Annotated in this window: 22 protein-coding genes; 11 read left to right on the top strand and 11 right to left on the bottom strand. The window is 59.7% G+C overall.

The genetic code is table 11. The annotated features are described in order from the left end of the window. Nucleotides 1-101 precede the first annotated feature (101 nt). Together AC07W4_RS26425 and AC07W4_RS26420 are read right to left on the bottom strand one after the other, a co-directional pair. A complete protein-coding gene (locus AC07W4_RS26425) occupies nucleotides 102-299 on the bottom strand; it encodes a YbdD/YjiX family protein (RefSeq protein ID WP_008052036.1) in 198 nt (65 codons plus the stop codon). A gap of 15 nt (nucleotides 300-314) precedes the next feature. Then, the gene (locus AC07W4_RS26420) at nucleotides 315-2,381 is read right to left on the bottom strand and encodes a carbon starvation CstA family protein (protein WP_495034538.1); all 2,067 of its coding nucleotides are present in this window, start codon (nucleotides 2,379-2,381) and stop codon (nucleotides 315-317) included. Nucleotides 2,382-2,541: 160 nt separating this feature from the next. On the opposite strand from AC07W4_RS26420, the gene AC07W4_RS26415 reads away from it, so the two are divergent. Next, nucleotides 2,542-2,910 carry a PilZ domain-containing protein gene (locus AC07W4_RS26415; RefSeq protein WP_495034537.1) on the top strand — a complete coding sequence of 123 codons (369 nt, stop codon included), beginning with the start codon at nucleotides 2,542-2,544 and terminating at the stop codon, nucleotides 2,908-2,910. A gap of 144 nt (nucleotides 2,911-3,054) precedes the next feature. On the opposite strand, the gene radA is transcribed toward AC07W4_RS26415, so the two are convergent. After that, nucleotides 3,055-4,422, bottom strand: a complete 1,368-nt coding sequence (gene radA, locus AC07W4_RS26410; protein WP_008004292.1) for a DNA repair protein RadA — start codon at nucleotides 4,420-4,422, stop codon at nucleotides 3,055-3,057. A 608-nt stretch (nucleotides 4,423-5,030) separates the two neighbouring features. Here radA and mscL point away from each other — a divergent pair. Beyond that, entirely contained in the window at nucleotides 5,031-5,444 is a 414-nt protein-coding gene (mscL, locus tag AC07W4_RS26405; RefSeq protein ID WP_008050793.1) for a large-conductance mechanosensitive channel protein MscL, read from the top strand. Nucleotides 5,445-5,487: 43 nt separating this feature from the next. Here the strand turns inward: mscL and AC07W4_RS26400 are convergent, their stop codons facing one another. Next, nucleotides 5,488-6,264 carry a ferredoxin--NADP reductase gene (locus AC07W4_RS26400; protein WP_495034536.1) on the bottom strand — a complete coding sequence of 259 codons (777 nt, stop codon included), beginning with the start codon at nucleotides 6,262-6,264 and terminating at the stop codon, nucleotides 5,488-5,490. Between the two features lie 301 nt (nucleotides 6,265-6,565). Between AC07W4_RS26400 and AC07W4_RS26395 the strand changes: the two genes are divergently transcribed. Continuing rightward, on the top strand, nucleotides 6,566-7,279 hold the full coding sequence (locus AC07W4_RS26395; protein WP_495034535.1) for an autoinducer binding domain-containing protein: 714 nt from the start codon (nucleotides 6,566-6,568) through the stop codon (nucleotides 7,277-7,279). A gap of 175 nt (nucleotides 7,280-7,454) precedes the next feature. Further along, entirely contained in the window at nucleotides 7,455-8,579 is a 1,125-nt protein-coding gene (locus tag AC07W4_RS26390; RefSeq protein ID WP_495034534.1) for a methyltransferase, read from the top strand. 64 nt (nucleotides 8,580-8,643) lie between these two features. Here AC07W4_RS26390 and AC07W4_RS26385 read toward each other — a convergent pair whose 3' ends face one another. The 3 genes from AC07W4_RS26385 to AC07W4_RS26375 form a co-directional block, all read right to left on the bottom strand. Beyond that, nucleotides 8,644-8,811, bottom strand: coding sequence for a DUF2474 domain-containing protein (locus AC07W4_RS26385; protein WP_015096916.1), 168 nt, complete (start codon nucleotides 8,809-8,811; stop codon nucleotides 8,644-8,646). Between the two features lie 86 nt (nucleotides 8,812-8,897). Next, nucleotides 8,898-9,905 (bottom strand): cytochrome d ubiquinol oxidase subunit II, encoded by a 1,008-nt coding sequence (gene cydB / locus AC07W4_RS26380; RefSeq protein ID WP_056728750.1) that lies wholly within the window; start codon nucleotides 9,903-9,905, stop codon nucleotides 8,898-8,900. 3 nt (nucleotides 9,906-9,908) lie between these two features. Further along, nucleotides 9,909-11,345, bottom strand: a complete 1,437-nt coding sequence (locus tag AC07W4_RS26375; RefSeq protein ID WP_495034533.1) for a cytochrome ubiquinol oxidase subunit I — start codon at nucleotides 11,343-11,345, stop codon at nucleotides 9,909-9,911. A gap of 386 nt (nucleotides 11,346-11,731) precedes the next feature. Here AC07W4_RS26375 and AC07W4_RS26370 point away from each other — a divergent pair, with 386 nt between their 5' ends. Beyond that, nucleotides 11,732-12,982 (top strand): MFS transporter, encoded by a 1,251-nt coding sequence (locus AC07W4_RS26370; protein ID WP_495034532.1) that lies wholly within the window; start codon nucleotides 11,732-11,734, stop codon nucleotides 12,980-12,982. Between the two features lie 5 nt (nucleotides 12,983-12,987). Here AC07W4_RS26370 and AC07W4_RS26365 read toward each other — a convergent pair whose 3' ends face one another. After that, nucleotides 12,988-13,539 carry a DJ-1 family glyoxalase III gene (locus AC07W4_RS26365; RefSeq protein ID WP_008050775.1) on the bottom strand — a complete coding sequence of 184 codons (552 nt, stop codon included), beginning with the start codon at nucleotides 13,537-13,539 and terminating at the stop codon, nucleotides 12,988-12,990. 68 nt (nucleotides 13,540-13,607) lie between these two features. Further along, nucleotides 13,608-14,054 carry a DUF4879 domain-containing protein gene (locus AC07W4_RS26360; protein ID WP_495034531.1) on the bottom strand — a complete coding sequence of 149 codons (447 nt, stop codon included), beginning with the start codon at nucleotides 14,052-14,054 and terminating at the stop codon, nucleotides 13,608-13,610. Nucleotides 14,055-14,277: 223 nt separating this feature from the next. On the opposite strand from AC07W4_RS26360, the gene AC07W4_RS26355 reads away from it, so the two are divergent. The 5 genes from AC07W4_RS26355 to AC07W4_RS26335 all read left to right on the top strand — a co-directional run bounded on the left by AC07W4_RS26355 (nucleotide 14,278) and on the right by AC07W4_RS26335 (nucleotide 19,115). Beyond that, nucleotides 14,278-15,573, top strand: coding sequence for an NCS2 family permease (locus AC07W4_RS26355; RefSeq protein WP_223459172.1), 1,296 nt, complete (start codon nucleotides 14,278-14,280; stop codon nucleotides 15,571-15,573). Then, nucleotides 15,570-16,649: a tRNA (uridine(54)-C5)-methyltransferase TrmA gene (trmA, locus tag AC07W4_RS26350; RefSeq protein ID WP_495034530.1), complete on the top strand. Its 1,080-nt coding sequence runs from the start codon at nucleotides 15,570-15,572 to the stop codon at nucleotides 16,647-16,649. Before AC07W4_RS26355 ends, trmA begins: the two co-directional genes overlap by 4 nt. A gap of 113 nt (nucleotides 16,650-16,762) precedes the next feature. Then, nucleotides 16,763-17,674 (top strand): LysR family transcriptional regulator, encoded by a 912-nt coding sequence (locus AC07W4_RS26345; protein ID WP_495034529.1) that lies wholly within the window; start codon nucleotides 16,763-16,765, stop codon nucleotides 17,672-17,674. 140 nt (nucleotides 17,675-17,814) lie between these two features. Continuing rightward, entirely contained in the window at nucleotides 17,815-18,255 is a 441-nt protein-coding gene (aroQ, locus tag AC07W4_RS26340; protein WP_414928001.1) for a type II 3-dehydroquinate dehydratase, read from the top strand. A 5-nt stretch (nucleotides 18,256-18,260) separates the two neighbouring features. Further along, a complete protein-coding gene (locus tag AC07W4_RS26335; protein ID WP_495034528.1) occupies nucleotides 18,261-19,115 on the top strand; it encodes a shikimate dehydrogenase in 855 nt (284 codons plus the stop codon). A gap of 55 nt (nucleotides 19,116-19,170) precedes the next feature. Here the strand turns inward: AC07W4_RS26335 and AC07W4_RS26330 are convergent, their stop codons facing one another. Both AC07W4_RS26330 and quiC read right to left on the bottom strand, forming a co-directional pair. Continuing rightward, nucleotides 19,171-19,848 carry a TetR/AcrR family transcriptional regulator gene (locus AC07W4_RS26330; protein WP_008050766.1) on the bottom strand — a complete coding sequence of 226 codons (678 nt, stop codon included), beginning with the start codon at nucleotides 19,846-19,848 and terminating at the stop codon, nucleotides 19,171-19,173. A 102-nt stretch (nucleotides 19,849-19,950) separates the two neighbouring features. Further along, a complete protein-coding gene (gene quiC / locus AC07W4_RS26325) occupies nucleotides 19,951-21,852 on the bottom strand; it encodes a 3-dehydroshikimate dehydratase QuiC (protein ID WP_495034527.1) in 1,902 nt (633 codons plus the stop codon). A 269-nt stretch (nucleotides 21,853-22,121) separates the two neighbouring features. Here quiC and AC07W4_RS26320 point away from each other — a divergent pair, with 269 nt between their 5' ends. Continuing rightward, on the top strand, nucleotides 22,122-23,459 hold the full coding sequence (locus AC07W4_RS26320; protein ID WP_495034526.1) for an MFS transporter: 1,338 nt from the start codon (nucleotides 22,122-22,124) through the stop codon (nucleotides 23,457-23,459). Nucleotides 23,460-23,651: the final 192 nt, after the last annotated feature.

Here is a 23,651-nt window from a genome sequence, read left to right as displayed (position 1 = left end):
CTCGCGAAGGGGTCGTGTCAGTCGACATGAATGTCGAATGACACACCGCTTTCGCGAGCAAGCCCGCTCCCACAGGTATTGCTGTTAATCCGACAACCGGATCAACAGCACTTCGGCCCACCCTTGCCACCGTAACGGGCTTCCTGACGCTCGCGAAAGAACATCTCATAGCTCATCACCGGTTTGTCCGGGTGCTTGCTCTGCATATGCTCGACATAGTTGTCGTAGTCGGGCATGCCGACCATCAGGCGCGCGGCCTGACCGAGGTATTTACCGAGGCGACTCAAGTCATTGAACATGCTGCAATCCTCTGGTTACGCATCCGGCAGCGCCTGGAATGGCGATTCTTTATCCGTACGCTCTTTTTTACCCCAGGCGGCAATACCGACCTTGAGCGCATAGAACAGGATGCTGAACACCACGAACAGGAACAGCGCGGTCAGCGTTGCGTTGGTGTAGGCGTTGAAGATCACGTGCTGCATCTGGGTGATGTCCTTGGCCGGGGCGAGGATCTGGCCGTTGGCCAGGGCATCGCTGTATTTCTTGGCCAGCGACAGGAAGCCGATCGCCGGGTTGGCGTCGAACAGCTTGATGAAGCCCGCTGTCGTGGTGCAGATCAACAGCCACACCGCCGGCAACATGGTGACCCAGACATAACGCTGGCGTTTCATCTTGATCAGAACGACGGTGCCGAGCATCAGGGCGATACCGGCCAGCATCTGGTTGGAGATACCGAACAACGGCCACAGGGTGTTGATGCCCCCCAACGGATCGATCACGCCCTGGTACAGCAACCAGCCCCACATCGCCACACAACCGGCGGTGGCAATCAGGTTGGCGGTCCAGGATTCGGTGCGTTTGAGCGCCGGCACGAAAGAGCCGAGCAAGTCCTGCAGCATGAAACGACCGGCACGGGTACCGGCGTCCACCGCAGTCAGGATGAACAGCGCTTCGAACAGGATCGCGAAGTGGTACCAGAACGCCATGGTGTTTTCACCCGGCAGGACACTGTGCAGGATCTGCGCGATACCGACCGCCAGGGTTGGCGCGCCGCCGGCACGGGCCAGGATGGTGGTTTCGCCAATGTCGTGGGCCACCGCTTGCAGCGCTTCCGGGGTAATGGCAAAGCCCCAGTTGCTGACGGCTGTCGCAACGGCCACCACATCACCGCCGACCACGGCCGCCGGGCTGTTCATGGCGAAGTACACGCCAGGCTCGATCACCGAAGCGGCAACCATGGCCATGATCGCCACGAACGATTCCATCAGCATGCCGCCGTAACCGATGTAGCGGGCATTGGTTTCGTTATCCAGCAGCTTCGGCGTGGTCCCGGAGGAGATCAGCGCGTGGAAACCCGATACCGCGCCACAGGCAATAGTGATGAACAGGAACGGGAACAGACCGCCCTTCCATACCGGGCCGGTGCCGTCGACGAACTGGGTCAGGGCCGGCATTTTCAGCTCGGGCATGGTCACCAGGATGCCGATGGCCAAGGCGACGATGGTGCCGATTTTCAGGAAGGTCGAGAGATAATCGCGGGGTGCCAGGATCAGCCACACCGGCAACACCGCCGCGACAAAACCGTAGCCGATCAACATCCAGGTGATCTGGATACCGGTAAAGCTGAATGCCTTGGCCCACACTGGATCCGCGGCAATCTGCCCGCCGAGCCAGATCGAGCCCAGCAGCAACAGCACACCGATGAGCGAGATTTCGCCGATGCGACCCGGGCGGATGTAGCGCATGTAGATGCCCATGAACATCGCGATCGGGATGGTCGCCATCACCGTGAAAATCCCCCACGGGCTCTCGGCCAGGGCTTTGACCACGATCAGCGCCAGTACTGCGAGGATGATGATCATGATCAGGAAACAGCCGAACAGCGCGATGGTGCCGGGGATGCGGCCCATTTCCTCACGGACCATGTCGCCCAGGGAACGACCGTTGCGGCGGGTGGACATGAACAGGACCATGAAGTCCTGAACGGCACCGGCCAGCACCACACCGGCAATCAGCCACAGCGTGCCGGGCAGGTAGCCCATCTGCGCCGCCAATACCGGACCGACCAAAGGCCCCGCGCCAGCAATGGCGGCGAAGTGGTGACCGAAAAGAATATGCTTGTTGGTTGGAACGTAGTCCAGACCGTCATTGTTGAGCACAGCGGGAGTAGCCCGTCGCGCATCGAGTTGCATGACATTGTTAGCAATGAACAGACTGTAGTAGCGGTAGGCGACCAGATAGATGGCCACGGCAGCGACCACAATCCACAAGGCGTTGATTGCCTCGCCTCGGCGCAATGCCACTACACCCAGGGCGCACGCACCTACGATTGCCAGCACCAGCCAAGGCAAATGGCGTAGCGGGCTATTATTATTTTTCATTTTATTATTCCAGCCAGAGTGGACAAGAAAGACAGCCACCCCGAGTTTAGCGCTCCTGACGGCAAAGACCATACCCCGACATTGGTCTAGACACCTGCACGCGCTAGCAGCCTTTGATCATGCGGGTCTATAGTCAGCGTACATTTCCGAGGATCGTGCCATGAGCGAGCACCCTGCCGAACGTCGCCGCTTCAAACGTATTGCGTTCGATGCCCGAACCGAGCTGAGCCAGGGTGAGTCCACGTGGCCGGTGAAGTTGATCGACCTGTCGCTCAAGGGCTTGCTGATCGAACGACCCGATCCGTGGCTGGGCAATCCAAAGCAGGATTTTCTGGTCGACATTCATCTGAGCGAAGAGGCCGACATCACCATGGATGTGCAATTGGCCCACGATGACCATGGCCAGCTCGGCTTTGTCTGCCTGCACATCAGCCTGGAGTCCATCGAGCGCCTGCGGCGATTGATCGAGCTCAACCTCGCTGATCCGCAGGAGCTGGAGCGAGAACTCGGTGCCCTGATCGAAATCTGAAGGTCAATCCCATTCCACTGTGGGAGCGGGCTTGCTCGCGAAGAGGCCATTACATTCAGCATCTCTGTTGACTGACACATCGCTTTCGCGAGCAAGCCGGATCGCCGCACCGCCGCTCCCACAGGGTTGTGTGTTAACCCGAAACTATTCGAACAACGCATCCAACGCCTGTTCCAGGCGAGTGACAGCAATGATCTGCAACCCGGCCGGCGCCTCCTTCGGCGCATTGCCCTTGGGCACGATGGCCCGCTTGAAGCCGTGCTTGGCGGCCTCCTTCAATCGCTCCTGACCGCTCGGCACCGGACGCACCTCACCAGAAAGCCCGACCTCCCCGAACACCAGCAGATCGTGGGGCAACGGCCGGTTGCGCAAGCTGGACATCACCGCCGCCATCAGTGCCAGGTCGGACGCCGTTTCCAGCACCTTGACCCCGCCGACCACGTTGAGAAACACGTCCTGGTCGTGGGTCGGAATGCCACCGTGACGGTGCAGTACCGCCAGCAACATCGCCAGCCGGTTCTGATCCAGCCCCAGCGTGACCCGACGCGGGTTGGCCAGGTGACTGTCGTCCACCAGCGCCTGTACCTCCACCAACATCGGCCGCGTGCCTTCCCAGGTTGCCATCACCACGCTTCCCGGGACTTCTTCCTGGGCACGGGTCAGAAAAATCGCCGAAGGGTTGGAGACTTCTTTCAGGCCCTTGTCGGTCATGCCGAACACGCCTAGTTCATTGACTGCTCCGAAACGGTTCTTCACCGCCCGCAGCAGACGCAGGCGCCCGTCGGACTCGCCTTCGAAATACAGCACGGTGTCGACCATGTGCTCCAGCACCCGAGGGCCAGCCAGCGCGCCTTCCTTGGTGACGTGGCCCACCAGGAAAATCGCCGTACCGCTCTGTTTCGCATAACGCACCAGCAACGCCGCGCTTTCACGCACCTGGGATACACCGCCCGGTGCCGATTGCAGTTGCTCGGTAAAGATCGTCTGGATCGAGTCGATCACCATCACCTTGGGCTTTTCCTGACGGGCCGTGGCAATGATGGCTTCGATGCAGGTTTCGGTCATGACCCGCAGTTGATCCTGAGGCAACCCCAGGCGTCGTGCACGCATGGCCACTTGCTGCTGGGATTCTTCACCGGTGACGTACAGTGCCGGCATGCTCTTGGCGAGGTTGCACAAGGTTTGCAACAGAATGGTCGACTTGCCAATGCCGGGGTCGCCACCGATCAGCACCACCGAGCCATCCACCAGACCGCCCCCCAGAACCCGGTCGAGCTCGCTGGAAGCGGTGGAGAAACGCGGAATTTCTTCGACACTGACTTCGGCCAGGGTCTTGATCTGTGCCTGCTGACCGGCCCAGCCGGTGCGACCGCTGGGAGCGGCTGCCCCACCACTTTCCACCATGGTTTCGGTGAGCGTGTTCCAGGCCCCGCACTCACCGCACTGGCCGGCCCATTTGGGGAAGGTTGAGCCGCACTCGGTGCAGCCGTACATGCGCTTGGCCTTGGCCATCGGAACCCCCGGAAAAAAACGCGATGATAGCTCAGCCGAGGCATGCGAGTGCGGCCAGATATCTTGTAACCTCTTTGATGATTACAAATGGCCTTATTACATTCGTGCTTTTATTGAAATACGACCGCTATACAAAAACCTTGTATAAGTTTTTATCCAACACGCTCAACAAACACTTGAGACATGCCTTACTGCCCCCTTAAAAACCTATACAAGTTTTAATCATTTACACACCCGATGCATAACTTCAAAAAACTCACACAAAGCACGCTCCAAACTAACGAAACAGTTAACAGCGTTGCAGCCGCAATCAATTTTCAATACCGATTTTTTGTTTAACAATTACCCGAACAATTTCAACATCCCAACTCAAGGATGGTCCTTCAACCTGATTCGCTCACACAAGCCAAGTCATATCGCTGAAAAAAGAGCCGTAGGTGAACCGCCGCAGACGGGCTGGCTGGTCCACAGATGAAATCAATCGGTGAGTTTTCCATGAGCACCCGGATCGATTGCCGGCAAGCACGGCAGGCAGTTGATTCGAGCAGAATGCGATTGGCTGAATTACACTGCGTTCATCAACCTCATCTGTAACAAGGAAATAACCTATGGGCGTGCTAAACGAGTTCAAGGCCTTCGCGGTCAAAGGCAACGTGGTCGACATGGCCGTCGGCATCATCATCGGTGCGGCCTTCGGCAAGATCGTCACATCGTTTGTCGGTGACCTGGTCATGCCGCCAATCGGGATGCTGATCGGTGGCGTGGACTTCAGTGATCTGGCCATAACGCTCAAGGCAGCAGAGGGTGCGACGCCGGCGGTGGTGCTGGCCTATGGCAAATTCATCCAGACCATCATCGACTTCATCATCGTCGCCCTCGCGATCTTCATGGGCGTCAAGGCCATCAACCGCTTGAAGCGCGAAGAGGCCGTGGCCCCTAGCCTGCCGCCGGTTCCAACCAAGGAAGAAGAGTTGCTGGGCGAGATCCGCGACTTGCTCAAGGTCCAGAACAACCGGCCTTGACCGCACCCGCATAAAAAACGGCGCCTTCGAGGCGCCGTTTTTTTTACCAGAAGTTTTCCACCGCCACCTGGCCGGGCCGCCGGCTGAGGCTCAAGTGCATCTCCCTCTTTTTAAGCAGCTTGCGCGTGTCATCGATCATCTGCGGATTGCCACACAGCATGACCCGAGAATGCTCAGGGGTCAGCGCAACACCCGCGGCGCGCTCCAGTTCGCCGTTTTCAATCAGCGTGGTGATCCGCCCGTTCAATGACCCGGGATGCCGTTCACGAGTGACCGTGGTGATCAACTGCAGTTTATGGGCGTACTCCGCCAGATACTCACGCTTGGCCAGCCCAGCGATCAGTTCCTGATAAGCCAGTTCCCGGGCTTCGCGAACGCTGTAGACCAGGATGATCCGCTCGAATCGCTCCCAGACGTCGAAATCCTGAAGTATCGACAGGAACGGTGCGATGCCCGTGCCTGTGGATAACAACCACAGATCACGCCCATCGACGAACCGGTCCAGCGTCAGGTAACCGAAGGCCTGGCGTTCGACCAGCAATGCATCGCCAACCCCCAGCCGGCTCAGTTCGCTGGTGAACTCACCGCCCGGTACGACAATGGAAAAGAACTCGAGGAACTCGTCATAGGGCGAGGACACCATGGAGTAGGCGCGCCACACCGTGCTGCCGTCAGCCTTGGTGACACCCAATCGGGCAAACTGCCCCGCCCGAAAGCGAAACCCTGCATTGCGGGTGGCACGCAAGGTAAACAGGCTCGGGGTCAGGGGATGAACCTCGAACAAGGTCTGTCGGGTAAACTTTTCTTCACTGACGGACATGGAAGGCTCCAATCGAAAGATACCCCAGTGTCCCGCAAAGAAAGCAGCGTAACCACCGACAATTTGTAGTGGTATTAACAAGCACTACTGATCGTTTATTAGATGCGGCATACAACCATGATTATAAAATGACATATGGCATTTCATAACTCATCTATCGCCTAAGAACCTGAACCACACTTTTCAACTGTCAAAAGAGCAAAATTGTCGAACCGCTTCCGTAAGAACTGTCCTACACTGCGTGACGTGCCGTATTTCGGATCCGATATTGCACCTGGACAACAGTCACGGAGATCACTGTATGGAGATCTGGAAGGAGTCACAGCTCAAACATTTGGCCCACACGCAGGAGATCAATACGGCCTATCGAATCGCGCTCAACTTCGCTAGAAACCTTGGATATAAATTTTGTGGCTTTTCAATTACTTCGAACTTCGTCGGGGCCGACACCGGTACGGTGAACCTGAACAATTTTCCCCATGAGTGGAACACTCAATATGAAAAACACAACGCGACGCAAATAGACCCGGTAGTAGCGCATTGCAATCATTCAACGTTGCCTGTTCTCTGGAGCGAAGAGCTTTTTTCCAAGGCGCCATGGCTATGGCAGTTGCTCAAGCAACAAGGCTTGCAGCATGGCTGGTCCCAGGCGATCCACGATGAGGAAAGCGGTCTGTGCAGTATCCTCAGCCTGGCCAGAAGCCATTGCCCGATTTCAGCCTTTGAGCTGTATGAGCATCTTGGATTCTCGGTGTTCATCAGTCGCCATTTGCACGCTCTGGCGATCGGAATGCAACCGAGAAAACCGGCTTGCCCTCAGGCGCCTCCCTTGTCACGGCGGGAACTCGAAGTATTGAAACTGTCGGCCGATGGCAAGACGGCCTATGAAATTTCCAGGATCCTCAATTTGAGTGAACGCACCATCAACTTTCATGTGCATAGGACTATCGAGAAGTTCGGCGTCAATAACAAGATTGCGGCAGTCATCGCCGCGGCCCGGTCCGGAGCCATCTGAAAACGCCCGATTGCGGGAAAACCTGCGGGTAATCCAGTCAAAAAAAACGTACCATTTGCGGTCCTTCCTGAGTGATGGCGTGTAGACCTGCACGACGCAGTACACTCGGACAGCTCCGCCCGCTCCAACGCCTTCGGGCAGCGGGACATCCGTTGATTACCCAGAGCCCCGCCCCATGCCTTTGCTCGAAACACCCTTCGCCAGCCTCGACCTGATCCGCCAGCCCGAACAGCAGAACGAACCGCTGCAAGCTTTCGATGCGGCCGATGAATACCTGCTCAATCATCTGGCCGAACAACAGCCGGCGTCGGACACCCGGGTGTTGGTGCTCAATGACAGTTTCGGTGCGTTGGCGGCCAGCCTGGCGGGCAAGGTGCGGGTGGTCAGCAGCGGTGATTCGTTCCTGGCTTTGCAGGGTCTGGAAAAGAACCTGGTGCGCAACGGCCTGGCCTTTGATGCAGTGCCGAGCGTACCCGCCAGCGAAACCCCAGCCGGGCCGTTCGACTGCGTACTCATCCGTGTACCGAAAACCCTGGCCCTGCTGGAAGAACAACTGATCCGCCTGCAAGGCCAACTGGCACCCGGCGCCCAAGTGGTTGCCGCCGCCATGATCAAGCATCTGCCCCGGGCGGCGGGCGACTTGCTGGAGCGTTACATCGGCCCGGTGCAAGCCTCGCTGGCGGTGAAAAAGGCCCGGTTGCTGATCGCAACCGCTGAAACCAAAGTGCCCGCCGCCTCCCCCTTCCCGACCCGCTATCAACTCGACGAACCGGCCATCGAACTGATCAACCACGCGAACGTGTTTTGCCGCGAAGGCCTGGACATCGGCACCCGGGCATTTTTGCCACACCTGCCGAAAAACCTCGGTTCGGCGCGGGTCGCCGATCTCGGTTGCGGCAACGGCGTCCTGGCCATCGCCAGCGCCCTGCAAAACCCCGAGGCCCACTACACGCTGGTGGACGAGTCGTTCATGGCGGTGCAATCGGCGTCCGAGAACTGGCGCGCAGCGTTGGGCGAACGGGAAGTGATCGTGCGTGCCGGCGATGGCCTGGCCGGCCAGGAACCGCAATCGCTTGACGTCGTGCTGTGCAATCCACCGTTTCACCAGCAACAGGTGGTGGGCGACTTCCTGGCCTGGCGGATGTTCCAGCAGGCGCGCGAAGCGCTGGTCGTGGGCGGCGCGCTGTACATCGTCGGCAATCGTCACCTGGGCTATCACAGCAAGCTGGCGCGATTGTTCCGTGGCGTGGAGCAAGTGGCGGCCAATCCGAAATTCGTGATTCTCAAGGCGCGCAAGTAACAGGCAAAAAAAACCCTCCGGTCGGAGGGTCGTAAATCCGTGCCTTGAGGCCACGGGAGAGATGTCAGTGCGTGGTCAGGCCGGCAGCGTTCATGAACAGACGCATCAGGCTGGCAACGATGAACAAGGCGCCCACGCTGCCGACCCAGATCAGGGCCAACCAGCCGAGCCGCTGCCACAGCGGCTTTTTTTCGGCTTCTTCAATGTCGTGCAGGGAATGTTTGCCGTTCATTGATAAATCCTCCGAGTTAGATCGATGGCGTCTGTCAGGACGCCATCGCGAGCAAGCTCGCTCCCACAGGTTCGTGATTCACAGGGCTAGTGGTAACCGTCTTCATGGGTGACCTTGCCGCGGAACACGTAGTAGCTCCAGAAGGTGTAGCCCAGGATGAACGGGATGATGAACAGCGTGCCCACCAGCATGAAGCCCTGGCTTTGCGGCGGCGCGGCGGCGTCCCAGATCGAGATCGACGGCGGGATGATGTTCGGCCACAGGCTGATGCCCAAGCCGCTGTAGCCGAGGAAGATCAGCACCAGGGTCAGCAGGAACGGCGTGTAGTGCGCGTTGCGGGCCACGGCACGGATCAGGCCGTACATCGTCACCAGCACCAGAATCGGCACCGGCATGAACCAGAACAGGTTTGGCATGGTGAACCAGCGTGCGGCGATATCCGTGTGGGCCAACGGGGTCCAGATGCTGACGATGCCGATCACCGCCAGCAGCACGAAGGCCAATGGCCGTGCCAGGTCATGCATCTGTTCCTGCAATTTGCCTTCGGTCTTCATGATCAGCCAGGTACAACCGAGCAGGGCATACGCCACCACCAGCGCCGCGCCACAGAACATCGTGAACGGTGTCAGCCAGTCCAGTGAGCCACCGGCGAACTGCCGGTTGACCACAGGCAGCCCGTCGATGAACGCGCCAAGCGCAACGCCCTGGAAGAACGTCGCGGTGACCGAGCCACCGATGAACGCCTTGTCCCACAGGTGGCGCTTGTCGTCCCTGGCCTTGAAGCGGAACTCGAAGGCCACGCCGCGAAAGATCAACCCGATCAACATCAGGATCAGCGGCAGGTACAACGCCGAGAGCACCACCGAATAGGCCAGCGGAAAGGCACCGAACAACGCCGCGCCACCCAACACCAGCCAGGTCTCGTTGCCGTCCCAGACCGGGGCGACGGTGTTCATCATCACATCGCGATCGGTCTTGCCCGGAATGAACGGGAAGAGAATGCCGATACCCAGGTCGAAACCGTCCATGACCACGTACATCATGATGCCGAAGATGATGATCACGGCCCAGATCAGCGGAAGATCAATACCCATGATTCAAATCTCCTTGGTCAGGCTATGGCCGGCATCGGCGTGATCGTCGTCGGCTGCGGACAACGGCCGGGCCGGCGTGCGTTTCTGGCCGGGGCCACCGTCGTTGGTTTCCTTGCCTTCGTCGATCTTCGGCCCCTTGCGCACCAGGCGCATCATGTAGCCAAGACCGGCGCCAAACAGCGCGAAATACACTACGACAAACAGAATCAGGGTGATGCTCATCTGCATGAAACTATGGTTGGACGACGCATCCGCCGTACGCATCAGGCCATAGACCACCCACGGCTGACGGCCGATTTCCGTAGTGAACCAGCCGGCGAGGATCGCGATCAGACCGGACGGCCCCATCCACAGCGCCAGGTACAGGAAAGGCCGCGAGGTGTAGAGGGTGTCACGCTTGCGCAGCCACAAACTCCACAAACCGGTGAAGATCATCAGCATGCCCAGGCCGACCATGATCCGGAACGACCAGAACACGATGGTCGAATTCGGCCGGTCTTCAGGCGGGAACTCCTTGAGCGCCGGCACCTGCTTGTCCAGGGAGTGCGTGAGGATCAGGCTGCCCAGATACGGGATCTCGACGGCGAATTTGGTTTTCTCCTCCTTCATGTCCGGCCAGCCGAACAGAATCAGCGGGGTCGCTTCGTCGCCCTTGTTTTCCCAGTGGCCCTCGATCGCGGCGATTTTCGCCGGCTGATGCTTGAGCGTGTTCAGACCATGGAAATCACCGATGACCGCCTGGATCGGCGCAACTATCAATGCCATCCACATGGCCATCGAAAGCATTTTGCGGATCGCCGGGTTGTCCTTGCCGCGCAGCAAATGCCAGGCCGCGGAGGAGCCGACGAAGAAGGCCGTGGCGACGAAGGCTGCCGTGGCCATGTGCATCAGGCGATACGGGAACGAGGGGTTGAAGATAACCGCCAGCCAGTCGGTGGGGATGACCTGACCGTTGACGATCTCGAAGCCCTGCGGGGTCTGCATCCAGCTGTTGGAAGCGAGAATCCAGAAAGTCGAGATCAACGTGCCGATGGCCACCATCACGGTGGCGAAGAAGTGCAGCCCACGCCCGACCTTGTTCCAGCCAAACAGCATGACGCCCAGGAACCCTGCTTCGAGGAAGAATGCCGTAAGTACCTCATAGGTCAGCAACGGCCCGGTCACGGAACCGGCGAAGTCCGAGAAGCGGCTCCAGTTGGTGCCGAACTGGTAGGCCATTACCAGGCCGGAAACCACCCCCATGCCGAAGTTGACGGCAAAGATCTTCGACCAGAAATGGTAGAGGTCACGGTAGGTGTCGTTATGGGTTTTCAGCCACAGGCCTTCGAGTACCGCCAGGTAACTCGCCAGGCCGATGGTGATGGCCGGAAACAGGATGTGGAACGAGATGGTGAACGCGAACTGAATTCGGGCGAGATCAAGTGCCTCTAAACCGAACATAAGTCTTCCTCTGTCAGGTAGTACGGCTGCTGGCTGGAAGCCTGCACCCACGGCCCCCACGGATATGGAGTGTGGCGAATCTCTGTTTGTTCTTTTTTTTGCACGCATCACAACGCAGGGAGTCTGGCCTTGCGGCCGCCGGATCAATTCCTTTTGCGGGTTTTGACCTGGATCAATCAACGTTGAAAGAGTAGTCCCAATTTCGGGGATGAACCGCGTGGTCTTTTGCCGCGTGACAAGTTGCCTCATGGCCTTGGTCACGACCTGAAATACATTTCCTGTGCTCTCAAGATAGGTATCTAGCTAACTAATTTTTTTGTCACGGCAACCTTCTGTTACAGGTTGGTGATAATCTCGCCGTTCCCCCTCCCCAGATTCCCCCGCAAATGCCCAGCCAAGAGCCCTTGCTGTTACGTCACCATCGCCCTTTTCTCGCGTTTTGGCTGGCCCGGATCTTTACCGCCAGCGGCTTCCAGATGCTCACCGTGGCCATCGGCTGGAACCTGTACCAATTGACCGGCAACGTGCTCGACCTGGGTCTGGTCGGCCTGGTCGAGTTCGCCCCGCGCGTGCTGTTCATGCTGCACACCGGGCACGTCGCCGACCGCTATGACCGGCGCAAGGTCGCGGCGATTTGCCAGTCCTTGCAGGCATTGATCGCCCTGTCGTTGGCCATCGGTAGCGCCACCGATCATGTCACCCGGGAAATGATCTTTATCCTGGCCTTCCTGCTCGGTGCCGCTCGCTCCTTTGAAATGCCCACCACCCAGGCCCTGTTACCAAGCATCGTGCCCAGCGCGCTGTTTCCCCGTGCGGTCGCCGCCGCGCAATCGGCTCAGCAATCGGCCACCATCGTCGCCCCGGCCCTCGGCGGTTTGCTCTACGCCTTCGGCAGCGTCTGGGTGTATGGCCCGACGGTGCTTTTGTATGTCATCGCCTGTTCGCTGATGCTCAACCTGCCGGCCCGGCAAACCCCGCTGAACAAGGGCAAGGCCACTCTGGATTCGCTGCTGGCGGGTATTCGCTTCATCCGCAGTCGTCCGGACATTCTCGGGGCGATTTCCCTCGATCTGTTTGCGGTGCTATTGGGTGGCGCCACGGCGCTGCTGCCGGTGTTCGCCAAGGACATTCTTCTGACCGGCCCGTGGGGGCTTGGCCTGCTGCGCTCGGCTCCGGCGGTGGGCGCGCTGCTGATGTCGCTGTTCCTGGCGCGGTTTGCCGTGGAGCGCAACGTCGGGCGGGTGATGTTCACCGCCGTGGGCATCTTCGGCGTGGCAACCATCGCGTTCGGCCTGTCGACCTCGTTCTGGTTTTCCCTGGCAGTGTTGGTGGTGCTGGGCGCGGCAGACATGATCAGCATGGTGATCCGCGCCTCGTTCGTTCAACTGGAAACCCCGGACGAAATGCGTGGCCGGGTCAGCGCCGTCAATGGCCTGTTCATCGGTGCCTCGAACCAGTTGGGCGAATTCGAATCGGGCCTGACTGCCCACTGGTTCGGCACCGTGCCCGCCGTGGTCATGGGCGGGGTCGGCACGCTGGTGGTGACCGGGGTGTGGGTCAAACTGTTCCCGACACTGGCCAGCCGCGATCGCATGCACGTGGCTAAAGATGAAGAAAAGGAAGAGGCGAAAGTCTAAACAGGCTAAACCAACAACTCCCCTGCCACCGCTGCACGTGTGGCTTTTCCGCAGAGCTGCTCCACCAGCGCCAGGGCAAATGCCAATGCACCAGCCGAGCCCTGGGCGGTGATGCAATTGCCATCGACCACCACCGGTTGATCGACGAAGTTACAGCCCAACAGTTGATGACTGGCCGATGGCAGACAGGTCATGCGCCGTTGACGCAAAACGCCAAAGGCTTGCAGTGCCACGGCGGGCGCTTCGGCGATGCCGGCGAACAGGCGACCGGCCGCCGCCTGATCCTTGATCAATTGTTGCAGGGGTTGGTGGGCTGCCAGATGCTGCGAACCCACCGCACCACCGGGCAAGGCAATCAGGTCGAAGGGTTGCGCCAGCAAGTCCACCAGCATCGCATCGGACGTCAGGCGAGTGCCGCGGGCGCATGTGAGCATGCGTCGCCCTTCGATACTGGCCACCACCACTTCCACTTTGGCGCGGCGCAGTACGTCGATCAGGGTCACGGTTTGCAGGTCGTCTGTGCCCTCGGCAAGGGCAATCAAGGCTCTAAAGGTCATCAGGTATTGTCCACGGAATGATCTTTTAAGCGTAGTCAGCTTTCCCGCCCCCTGTTCGGGGCGTGTGTTTACTTGATGTAAAGCTGCGTCGACATCGTGTTGCCGGGCGCGTTGATCGAGGTATTGCTGAAGGTCAGCGTGCCTTCCTGTTTGCCCTCCAGATCGAGGGCATACAAATAGCCGACGGTTTTTTCCCCGGGGGTGCAACTGGTCAGGTTACCGTTCTTGAACGCGCAAACCGGTGTCCGTGTGCCATTCACTTCAAAACCGTCGAGGGCGACATGGGCCTCACGCCCGTACCCCACTTCCAGCACGTACACCATGATGTTCGGGCCGTTGTGATCGCAGCGCGTCCGGGTTTGCCCTTCGTCGATGTTCTCGACACCACAGGACGGCGATGCGACCTTGAGCACCTTCAATTGCGTCAGCGGCGGGGCCGAGGCCGCCATGGCCGCTTGAGCCCCGAGAAACAACGCCAACCCTACTCCGAAGGCAGCAACCAGACGCTTTTTCATGCAGGACCCACCTACCCCAAAAAACCAGCGCGCAGTATGGCGCACTTGGCTTTGTCGCAAAACATCGACGACGATCACCGCCATAAGCAGCCATATTCCCAAGCTACTGGTATGATGCGCGGCTTTTTCCGGCCCACAGTAATTTCCAGGCGCGTTCTGCTGCCTGTGCTTTGCTGTTGAGGTCGATACATTCACGGCGCCCGGCGCGCCACGGGGAGCAGACATGCTGGAAAGGCTGTTTCAACTCAAGGCACACAACACCAACGTGCGGACCGAGATTCTGGCGGGCGTCACGACCTTCTTGGCCATGGCCTACATTCTGTTCGTCAACCCGAGCATCCTCGGCGAAACCGGCATGGACAAGGGCGCGGTGTTTGTCGCCACCTGTCTGGCCGCCGCCATCGGCTCGACGACCATGGGCCTGATCGCCAACTACCCGATCGCCCTCGCGCCGGGCATGGGCCTGAACGCCTTCTTCACCTACACCGTGGTCCTGCACATGGGCCACACCTGGCAAGTGGCGCTGGGTGCGGTGTTCATCTCGGCGGTGTGCTTCTTCCTGCTGTCGATCTTCCGCATCCGTGAATGGATCATCAACAGCATCCCGCTGCCGCTGCGCTCGGCGATTGCTGCCGGTATCGGCCTGTTCCTGGCACTGATCGCCCTGCACAACGCCGGTATCGTGGTCAGCAACCCGGCGACCATGGTCGGCCTCGGTGACCTGAAACAACCGGCTCCGATCCTCGCCACTCTCGGTTTTGCCCTGATCGTCGCGCTTGAAGCCCTTGCCGTGCGCGGTGCGGTGCTGATCGGCATTCTGGTGGTGACCATCGTTTCGATCGTGATGGGCTTCACCCCATTCGGCGGCGTGATGTCGATGCCACCGTCCCTGGCCCCGACCTTCCTGCAGCTGGATATCAAGGGTGCACTGGACATCGGTCTGGTCAGCGTGATCTTCGCCTTCCTGTTCGTCGACCTATTCGACAACTCCGGCACCCTGATCGGTGTGGCCAAGCGCGCCGGTCTGATGCGCAAAGACGGTCACATGCCGAAAATGGGCCGTGCCCTGATCGCCGACAGCACCGCTGCCATGGCAGGTTCCCTGCTGGGCACTTCGACCACCACCAGCTACATCGAATCCGCCGCCGGCGTGAGTGCCGGTGGCCGCACCGGCCTGACCGCCATCGTGGTGGCATTCCTGTTCCTGCTGGCGCTGTTCTTCTCGCCACTGGCCGCCAGCGTTCCGGCCTTCGCCACCGCGCCGGCACTGCTGTTCGTCGCCGTGCTGATGACATCCGGCCTGGCCGAAATAGACTGGGACGACATTACCGTCGCCGCGCCGGTGGTGATCACCGCGCTGGCAATGCCGTTCACTTACTCCATCGCCAATGGCATCGCCTTCGGTTTCATTTCCTGGACCGCCATCAAGCTGATGTCCGGTCGTGGCCGTGAGCTGAACCCGGCGCTGGTGATCCTGTCGATTCTGTTCGTGATCAAGCTGGGTTGGTTCAACGCATGACTTTTGATTCCCAGGCTTACGCCGTTCAGCTCGAAGAAAAGGTCACGCGTCTGCGTGACCTGCTGGCCCCATTCGATGCACCGGAGCCAGCCGTTTTCGATTCGCCGCTGAAAAACTTCCGCCTGCGCGCCGAGTTCCGCCTGTGGCGTGAGGCCGGCGAGCGGCATTACGCGATGTTTTCCCAGGAAGACAAACGCACGCCAATCCTGATCGAAGAGTTCCCGATTGCCAGCCTGCGCATCAACCAGTTGATGCCGCAGCTGAAGGCTGCGTGGCAAGCGAGCGCGCCCCTGAGCCACAAGCTGTTCCAAGTGGAGTTCCTGACCACTCTGGCCGGCGACGCGATGATCACCCTGTGCTATCACCGCCCTCTGGACGAGCACTGGCATGCGGCGGCGTCGAAACTGGCAGCGGACCTGAACGTCAGCATCATCGGCCGCTCCAAGGGCAAACGCGAAGTCATCGGTCACGATTACGTGATCGAGAAGCTGGAAGTCGGCAGCCGCACCTTCAGCTATCGCCAGCCCGAAGGCGCGTTCACCCAGCCCAACGGCACGGTGAACCAGAAGATGCTCAACTGGGCATACGACGCGCTTGGCGATCGCAGTGACGATTTGCTGGAGCTGTATTGCGGCAACGGCAACTTCACCCTGCCCCTCGCCACCCGCGTGCGCAAAGTGCTGGCCACCGAAATCAGCAAGACCTCGGTCAACGCGGCATTGAGCAACCTCAGCGAAAATGCCGTGGATAACGTCACCCTGGTGCGATTGTCCGCCGAAGAGCTGACCGAAGCCCTGAACGAAGTACGCCCGTTTCGCCGCCTGCACGGCATCGACCTCAAGAGCTACGAGTTCGGCAGCGTGTTCGTCGACCCGCCCCGCGCCGGCATGGACCCGGACACCTGCGAGCTGACCCGGCGCTTCGACAATATCCTGTACATCTCCTGCAACCCGGAGACCCTGGCAGCCAACATCGCCCAACTGCACGACACCCACCGCATCACCCGATGCGCGATGTTCGACCAGTTCCCGTGGACCCATCACATGGAATCCGGGGTGATGCTGACCCGGCGTTGATTGCAAACGCCCCCACAAAAAAGCCGTCCTCGTGACGGTTTTTTTGTATTCGTGTGCGGGAGACTGATAAATACTGGGTCGGGTACTTCATCTGATCCCCGGTGTAATCAATCATGCAGCGACAATTCGACGATCTTCAGTTGGGCAGCATTGAGCTGTTTTGCCTGGCCGCCGAGGCCGGCAGTTTTACTGCCGCGGCGCTGGTGGCGGGTGTCACCCCCGCTGCCGTGAGCCGTTCAGTGTCGCGCATGGAGGAACGCCTGGGCGTGCGCCTGTTCGCGCGTACTACCCGCAGCGTGAAGCTGACCGACAGTGGCCGCCGCTATTACGAGGAGTGCCGCCTGGCCCTGGCGCAACTGATCGAGGCACAGCGCGAGGTGATGGGCCAGCAGCAAGTACCGTCCGGTACCTTGCGCATCAGTATTCCGACCACCTACGCGCATCATCGGATCCTGCCTTTGTTGCCCGAATTTCGGGCGCGCTATCCGGCGGTGAAGGTCGAGTCGCACATCAGCAATCGCAACATCGACTTCGTCGGCGAAGGCTACGACATGGCGATTCGCGTGCGAGCCATCCCTGACTCCGGCCTGATCGCCCGACCGCTGGAAGATGCCGCCCTGGTGATGATCGCCAGCCCTGATTACCTGAAACGCGCCGGCACTCCACAAACCCTCGACGACCTCGAAAAGCACGAATGCATTCAGTATGAATTGCCCAGCAGCGGCCGGCGCATTGCCTGGTTGTTCAACGATGAAGGCGTACCCCGGGAAATTCTGGCCGAGGGCAGCCTCAGTTGTTCCGACGATGTACTGGGCGGTGTCACCTTGGCCAAACACGGGGCGGGGTTGTTTCAGACCTATCGTTTTATCGTGGAAAAGGAACTGGCCGACGGCTCGCTGGTGGAAGTGCTCAAGCCCTATGGCGGGCGGTCGCGGCCGTTCACCTTGCTGTACCCGCAAAGTCGCCATGTACCGCTGCGCTTGAGGGCGTTCATTGATTTTCTGGTGGAACATTTGCCGCGCTGAACACCGAAAGTGTCCGATCACCGCACACAAACCGCTAGCGTGCCTTCACTTCAATTGACCGAATTAACTAGTTAGTACAATTTATCTCCACAGGCCGGGATCTTCGGCCGATTCCAAAAATAATAAGTGGAGAGATTCCGATGTCCCCTATCGTTCTGGTGCTCAACGGCCCGAACCTGAACTTGCTCGGCACCCGTGAACCGGCGACTTACGGCCACGAAACCCTGGCAGACATTTCGGCCCTGTGCGCACGGACCGCCGAAGAATTCGGCCTGGCAGTGGAGTTTCGCCAGACCAACCATGAAGGCGAACTGCTCGACTGGATTCACGCCGCCCGTGGTCGCTGCGCCGGGATCGTCATCAACCCTGCCGCGTGGACCCACACCTCGGTCGCCATCCGCGACGCCCTGGTCGCCAGCGAACTGCCGGTAATTGAAGTCCATCTGTCCAACGTGCATGCCCGCGAGCCCTTTCGCCACCACTCGTTCGTATCCGCCATTGCAACGGCGGTGATGGCCGGTTTTGGCAGCCATGGCTATCGCCTGGCGCTGGAACACTTCAGCCATCGTTTGAAGGGGTGATCGCCGTGACTCAAAACCACGTGATACTGGCCGGGCTGATTGGCGCCGGCATCCAGGCGTCCCGCACACCGGCCATGCACGAGCATGAAGGCGATGCCCAGGGGCTGCGCTACCTCTATCGCCTGATTGATCTTGATCGGTTGAAACTCGACAGCAACGCCCTGCCCGACCTGTTGATGGCTGCCGAGCGCATGAACTACACCGGACTGAACATCACCTTTCCCTGCAAGCAGGCGATCATCCCGCTGCTCGACGAACTCTCGCCGGAAGCCCAGGGCATCGGAGCGGTCAACACGGTGGTGCTCAAGGATGGCAAACGCATCGGCCACAACACCGATTGCCTGGGCTTTGCCGAGGGTTTTCGCCGGGGCTTGCAAGGCGTTGCCGTTGAACGTGTCGTACAAATGGGCGCCGGCGGTGCAGGTGCGGCGGTGGCCCACGCGTTGTTGAGAGAAGGCGTACAACAGCTGAGCATTTTTGACGTGGACATCCGCCGCGCCCAGGATCTGGCTGACAATCTCAATCAGCATTTCGGCGTCGCTCGAGCGGTGGCCGGGTATGACCTGCCCAGCGCCATGGCCCAGGCTGACGGTCTGGTGAACACCACGCCGATGGGCATGAAAAAGCTGCCGGGCATGCCTGTGCCGGTCGAGCTGCTGCGGGCCGAATTGTGGGTAGCGGAGATCGTTTACTTCCCACTGGAAACCGAACTGCTGCGCAACGCCCGCGCCCTCGGTTGCCGCACGCTGGACGGCGGCAACATGGCGGTGTTCCAGGCGGTGAAGGCGTTCGAGTTGTTCAGTGGCGTGGTGCCGGATGCCCAGCGAATGCTTGAGCATTTCCAGAGCATGAATGACTGAAAAGCTTCGCGGGCAAGCCACGCTCCCACAGGATCGGTGTTTGCCCGCGATGGATTCAGGCTTGCAGGTACCGCAGAACCGACTCGCAAATCATCTCCCGATGACGCTGCTTGATGCGTTCGTCCGGCAGGTCGATCTGAAAAATCTCACCAAAGGTGTGGCGGTTCGAGACGCGATAGAAGCAGAACGAACTGATCAGCAGATGCACATCCAGCGGATCAAGACCGGTACGGAACAGCCCTTGCTCGGCGCCGCGACGCAGAATCTCACCCAGTGAATCGAGGATGGTGTTGTTCATCGCCTTGATCGCATCGGAGCGCTTCACGTACTCGGCGTTGTGAATGTTCTCGATACTGACGATGCGCACGAAATCGACGTTGCGATCATGGTGATCGAAGGTGAACTCCACCAACCGCCGAATGGCTTCGACCGGCGCCAGTTCCGCCAGGTGCAGGCGATTTTCGGTGCTGCGGATATCGCCGTAGAGCTTCTCCAGCACCTCGACGTAGAGCTGTTCCTTACTGCCGAAGTAGTAATAGATCATGCGCTTGGAGGTGTGGATGCGCTCGGCGATGGCATCGACGCGAGCCCCGGAAAGCCCCTGCTGGACGAATTCGACAATCGCCTCCTGCAGGATGTTTTCGCGGGTCTTTTCCGGGTTGTTCTTGCGACTCTTGCGCGGCTCGGCACCAGGTTCTACGGAGGCTGCGGGGAGTTCTGAAGTCATTGTCATTGCGGGCTCACGGCCATCACTGCACAAGCTGGCGATTATGGGCCGCGCGGCACGGTGAAGGAAGCCGCGCGGCCCACGTTTAATCCCGCGCTTACGAATTACCTACAACTTCGCCTGGCGCAATGCGCCGCTACGGGATTTGGCCATGGCCGCCAGGCGCACCGCGACGTTGGCCGCGCCGTAGCCGGCATAACCGTTTTTACGCTGGATGATCTCGAAGAAGAATCGCCCCTCGAACGGCTCGGTGTACACATGAAACAGCTCACCGCCCTGGGCGTCGCGGTCGTACAACACATTGTAGTAGGCCAGTTCGCTGAGGAACTCGTCGTCGAAATCGAACCGCGCCGCCAGGTCATCGTAGTAGTTGAGCGGGATATCCAGCAGCGGCACGCCCGCCTCTTTTGCACGACTGACCTGGGCAAAGATGTCATCACAATCAAACGCGATGTGATGCACGCCGGAGCCGCGATAACTCGACAGCGCGTGTGAGATCGCGGTGTTGCGGTTCTCGGAAATGTTCAGTGGCAGACGGATCGAACTGTCCCGGCTGCGCAAGGCACGGCTCTTCACCAGACCATAAGGATCCGGCAGCACGACTTCATCGTCCGCCTCGAAATCCAGCAGGCTCTTATAGAACAGCACCCAGCTGTCGAGGCTGTCGGCCGGCAGCGCCATGGCCATGTGGTCGATGCGCTTGAGACCACCGCTGACCGGCGCATCCGCCAGCAGATTGAAGTCGGTGCCGTAGACGTCGGCATCCTGGTCCACCAGATAGATCAGGCTACCATCCGGCGCACGCACCGCCGCCAACTCCAGTTCATTGGGGCCGACCAGCCCGCGATAGGGCTGGCCCTTGTAGGCCACGGCTCGGGCCAGCGCGCTGGCGCTGTCCTTGACCCGCACGGCGGTCGCGCACAGCGAAGGGCCATGGGCCTCAAAGAAACTGTGACCGAAGGAGTAAGGCTCTGAGTTGAGGATCAGGTTGATATCGCCCTGGCGCATCAGGCTGACGCTCTTGGAACGATGCTGCCCGGCCTTGACGAAACCCAGTCGCTCCAGCCAATGGGCGAGCTTGGCGCCGAGGCTTTCGTCTACGGCAAACTCCAGAAACTCGATGCCGTTGTACTCACTGGCCTTGGGCGTTTCGAACAGAATCTTGGAGTTGACCGCTGGCTTGGTTTCCTGCGCCAGACGCTCGCGGGTTTTCTCTTCCAGGTACAGCAACGAACGCAAGCCGTCGGCGGCGTTGGCCCGTGGCGGCGCGGCGCGGAAACCGTCGTTGAAGATCTCCAGCGACAGCGGCCCGGTGTACCCGCTCTTGATGATCGGCGCGAGGAACCCCGGCAAGTCGAACTCACCCTGGCCCGGGAAGCAGCGAAAATGCCGGCTCCACTCCAGCACGTCCATGGCCAGGATCGGCGCGTCAGCCATTTGCACGAAGAAAATCTTGTCCCCGGGAATCCCGGCGATAGCGCTCGGATCGCCCTTGAGCGACAAAGTGTGAAAACTGTCCAGCAACACGCCGAGGCTTGGGTGATCGGCCTGACGCACGATGTTCCACACCTGTTGCCAGGTGTTCACATGCCGGCCCCAGGCCAGCGCTTCGTAACCGATGCGCAGGCCACGTGCCCCGGCGTGCTCAGCCAGCAGTCGCAAGTCGTCGACCAGAATCTGCTCATCACCGATGGACTCGGCCGAGGCGTTGCTGCATACCAGTACCAGGTCAGTGCCCAGTTCCTGCATCAGGTCGAACTTGCGCTCGGCGCGTTCCAGGTTGCGCGACAGGCGATCGCGGCGGCAGCCTTCGAAATCGCGGAACGGTTGAAACAGCGTGATGGCGATCCCGAGATCGGCGCACATCTGTTTAATTTCCCGTGGACTACCGTCGTAGTAGAGGAGGTCGTTCTCGAAAATCTCGACGCCGTCGAAACCGGCGGCGGCAATGGCTTCGAGTTTTTCCGGCAGGGTACCGCTCAAGGATACGGTGGCAATGGAACGCTGCATGTGTTCGGCTCCCGGTGGAGGCTTCGGCTACAGGGAATTTGCGCCGCTTTTAAAAGAGTGAGGGGATTATTGAGCCGGGTTGGCCTTTGGGCAATTTAAAGTGTACTACCCAGTTAGTTTTGTGTTCGATTATCGAACAAAATGGTGATTAGCGAATTGACGATTTTTTGTCCACTGCCCAACATCGTCCTCACATTAAGTCCGGACACGCAACACCGGTCGCGATGTCCAAAACACCAAATAACAAATTCAAAAAACGGGTGGTACACATGATTCCTTCCCAAAGCTCACGCATGGCTCCGGCCATGAACGTCACTGCCGGTGGCATCGGCGACAAGATTCGCGGCGCCATGGCTGTCGGCAAAACCCGTTGGGGCATGCTGGCACTGGTGTTTTTCGCCACCACCCTGAACTACATAGACCGCGCCGCACTGGGCGTGATGCAGCCAATCCTGGCCAAGGAAATGAGCTGGACGGCGATGGACTACGCCAACATCAACTTCTGGTTCCAGGTTGGTTACGCCATCGGTTTCGTGCTGCAAGGCCGCTTGATCGACCGGGTCGGCGTCAAGCGCGTGTTCTTCTGCGCGGTGCTGCTCTGGAGCCTGGCGACCGGAGCCCACGGCCTGGCCACTTCGGCGGTCGGTTTCATGGTTTGCCGATTCATCCTCGGCCTGACCGAAGCGGCGAACTATCCGGCCTGCGTGAAAACCACCCGCCTGTGGTTCCCGGCCGGCGAGCGCGCCGTGGCCACCGGCATTTTCAACGCCGGCACCAACGTCGGTGCGATGTTCACTCCGATGCTGCTGCCACTGATCCTGCACGTCTGGGGCTGGCAGGCCGCGTTCCTGTGCATGTCGGCACTGGGCGGGATCTGGCTGCTGTTCTGGGGCCTGAAGTACTTCAACCCGGAAGACCACCCGAGCGTCAAACAGTCGGAACTGGACTACATCCAGAACGAGGTCGAACCGGAACAAACCCGCGTGCCGTTCTCGAAAATCCTGCGCATGCGTGGCACCTGGGCCTTCGCCCTCGCCTACTCGATCACCGCGCCGGTGTTCTGGTTCTACCTGTATTGGCTGCCGCCGTTCCTCAACCAGCAATACAACCTGGGCATCAACGTCACCCAGATGGGTATCCCGCTGATCATCATCTACCTCACTGCCGACTTCGGTAGCGTTGGCGGCGGCATCCTCTCCTCGTTCCTGATCGGTCGCGGCGTCAACCCGATCAAGGCGCGACTGATGTCCATGTTCCTGTTCGCCTGCTGCATCATCGGCGTGATCATGGCGGCCGGTTCCAGCAACCTGTGGGTCGCGGTAGCCGCCATCTCCCTGGCCATCGGCGCGCACCAGGCCTGGACCGCGAACATCTGGAGCCTGGTGATGGACTACACGCCCAAGCACATGATGAGTACGGTGTTCGGCTTCGGCGGCATGTGCGCGGCGATTGGCGGAATGTTCATGACCCAACTGGTCGGCCATATCCTGACCATCACCAACAACAACTACACCGTGCTGTTCACCATGATTCCAGCGATGTACTTCATTGCACTGACCTGGATGTACTTCATGGCACCGCGCAAGATTCCGACCGTCACTGAGTAATGCGCCCTACCACGTCAGGCCTGATTTCAGGCCTGACGCCTAATGCCAGTCAGTTAAGCAATTTCAGCCGCGACACCCTTTGTAGCAGCTGCCGGGCCCGCGAGGCTGCGTTCGGCTGCATAGCAGTCGTGAGTCCAGCTGACGCGGCCTGCCTGACGTACCGCAATGACTGATTTTACGACTGCTTCGCAG

The organism is Pseudomonas sp. GW821-FHT02A08 (assembly GCF_059422045.1).
Note: the sequence above shows the minus strand (reverse complement) of the source record. Positions and strands in the feature narration are given on the sequence as shown.

Coding starts and splice junctions, on each gene's coding strand:
- cydB (WP_056728750.1), bottom strand. CDS start 9,905: ATGGGTATTGATCTTCCGCTGATCTGGGCCGTGATCATCATCTTCGGC.
- aroQ (WP_414928001.1), top strand. CDS start 17,815: ATGTCCCCTATCGTTCTGGTGCTCAACGGCCCGAACCTGAACTTGCTC.
- quiC (WP_495034527.1), bottom strand. CDS start 21,852: ATGCAGCGTTCCATTGCCACCGTATCCTTGAGCGGTACCCTGCCGGAA.
- AC07W4_RS26420 (WP_495034538.1), bottom strand. CDS start 2,381: ATGAAAAATAATAATAGCCCGCTACGCCATTTGCCTTGGCTGGTGCTG.
- trmA (WP_495034530.1), top strand. CDS start 15,570: ATGACTTTTGATTCCCAGGCTTACGCCGTTCAGCTCGAAGAAAAGGTC.
- AC07W4_RS26345 (WP_495034529.1), top strand. CDS start 16,763: ATGCAGCGACAATTCGACGATCTTCAGTTGGGCAGCATTGAGCTGTTT.
- AC07W4_RS26395 (WP_495034535.1), top strand. CDS start 6,566: ATGGAGATCTGGAAGGAGTCACAGCTCAAACATTTGGCCCACACGCAG.
- AC07W4_RS26355 (WP_223459172.1), top strand. CDS start 14,278: ATGCTGGAAAGGCTGTTTCAACTCAAGGCACACAACACCAACGTGCGG.
- AC07W4_RS26385 (WP_015096916.1), bottom strand. CDS start 8,811: ATGAACGGCAAACATTCCCTGCACGACATTGAAGAAGCCGAAAAAAAG.
- AC07W4_RS26425 (WP_008052036.1), bottom strand. CDS start 299: ATGTTCAATGACTTGAGTCGCCTCGGTAAATACCTCGGTCAGGCCGCG.
- AC07W4_RS26375 (WP_495034533.1), bottom strand. CDS start 11,345: ATGTTCGGTTTAGAGGCACTTGATCTCGCCCGAATTCAGTTCGCGTTC.
- AC07W4_RS26370 (WP_495034532.1), top strand. CDS start 11,732: ATGCCCAGCCAAGAGCCCTTGCTGTTACGTCACCATCGCCCTTTTCTC.
- AC07W4_RS26400 (WP_495034536.1), bottom strand. CDS start 6,264: ATGTCCGTCAGTGAAGAAAAGTTTACCCGACAGACCTTGTTCGAGGTT.
- AC07W4_RS26330 (WP_008050766.1), bottom strand. CDS start 19,848: ATGACAATGACTTCAGAACTCCCCGCAGCCTCCGTAGAACCTGGTGCC.
- AC07W4_RS26390 (WP_495034534.1), top strand. CDS start 7,455: ATGCCTTTGCTCGAAACACCCTTCGCCAGCCTCGACCTGATCCGCCAG.
- mscL (WP_008050793.1), top strand. CDS start 5,031: ATGGGCGTGCTAAACGAGTTCAAGGCCTTCGCGGTCAAAGGCAACGTG.
- AC07W4_RS26415 (WP_495034537.1), top strand. CDS start 2,542: ATGAGCGAGCACCCTGCCGAACGTCGCCGCTTCAAACGTATTGCGTTC.
- AC07W4_RS26365 (WP_008050775.1), bottom strand. CDS start 13,539: ATGACCTTTAGAGCCTTGATTGCCCTTGCCGAGGGCACAGACGACCTG.
- radA (WP_008004292.1), bottom strand. CDS start 4,422: ATGGCCAAGGCCAAGCGCATGTACGGCTGCACCGAGTGCGGCTCAACC.
- AC07W4_RS26320 (WP_495034526.1), top strand. CDS start 22,122: ATGATTCCTTCCCAAAGCTCACGCATGGCTCCGGCCATGAACGTCACT.
- AC07W4_RS26360 (WP_495034531.1), bottom strand. CDS start 14,054: ATGAAAAAGCGTCTGGTTGCTGCCTTCGGAGTAGGGTTGGCGTTGTTT.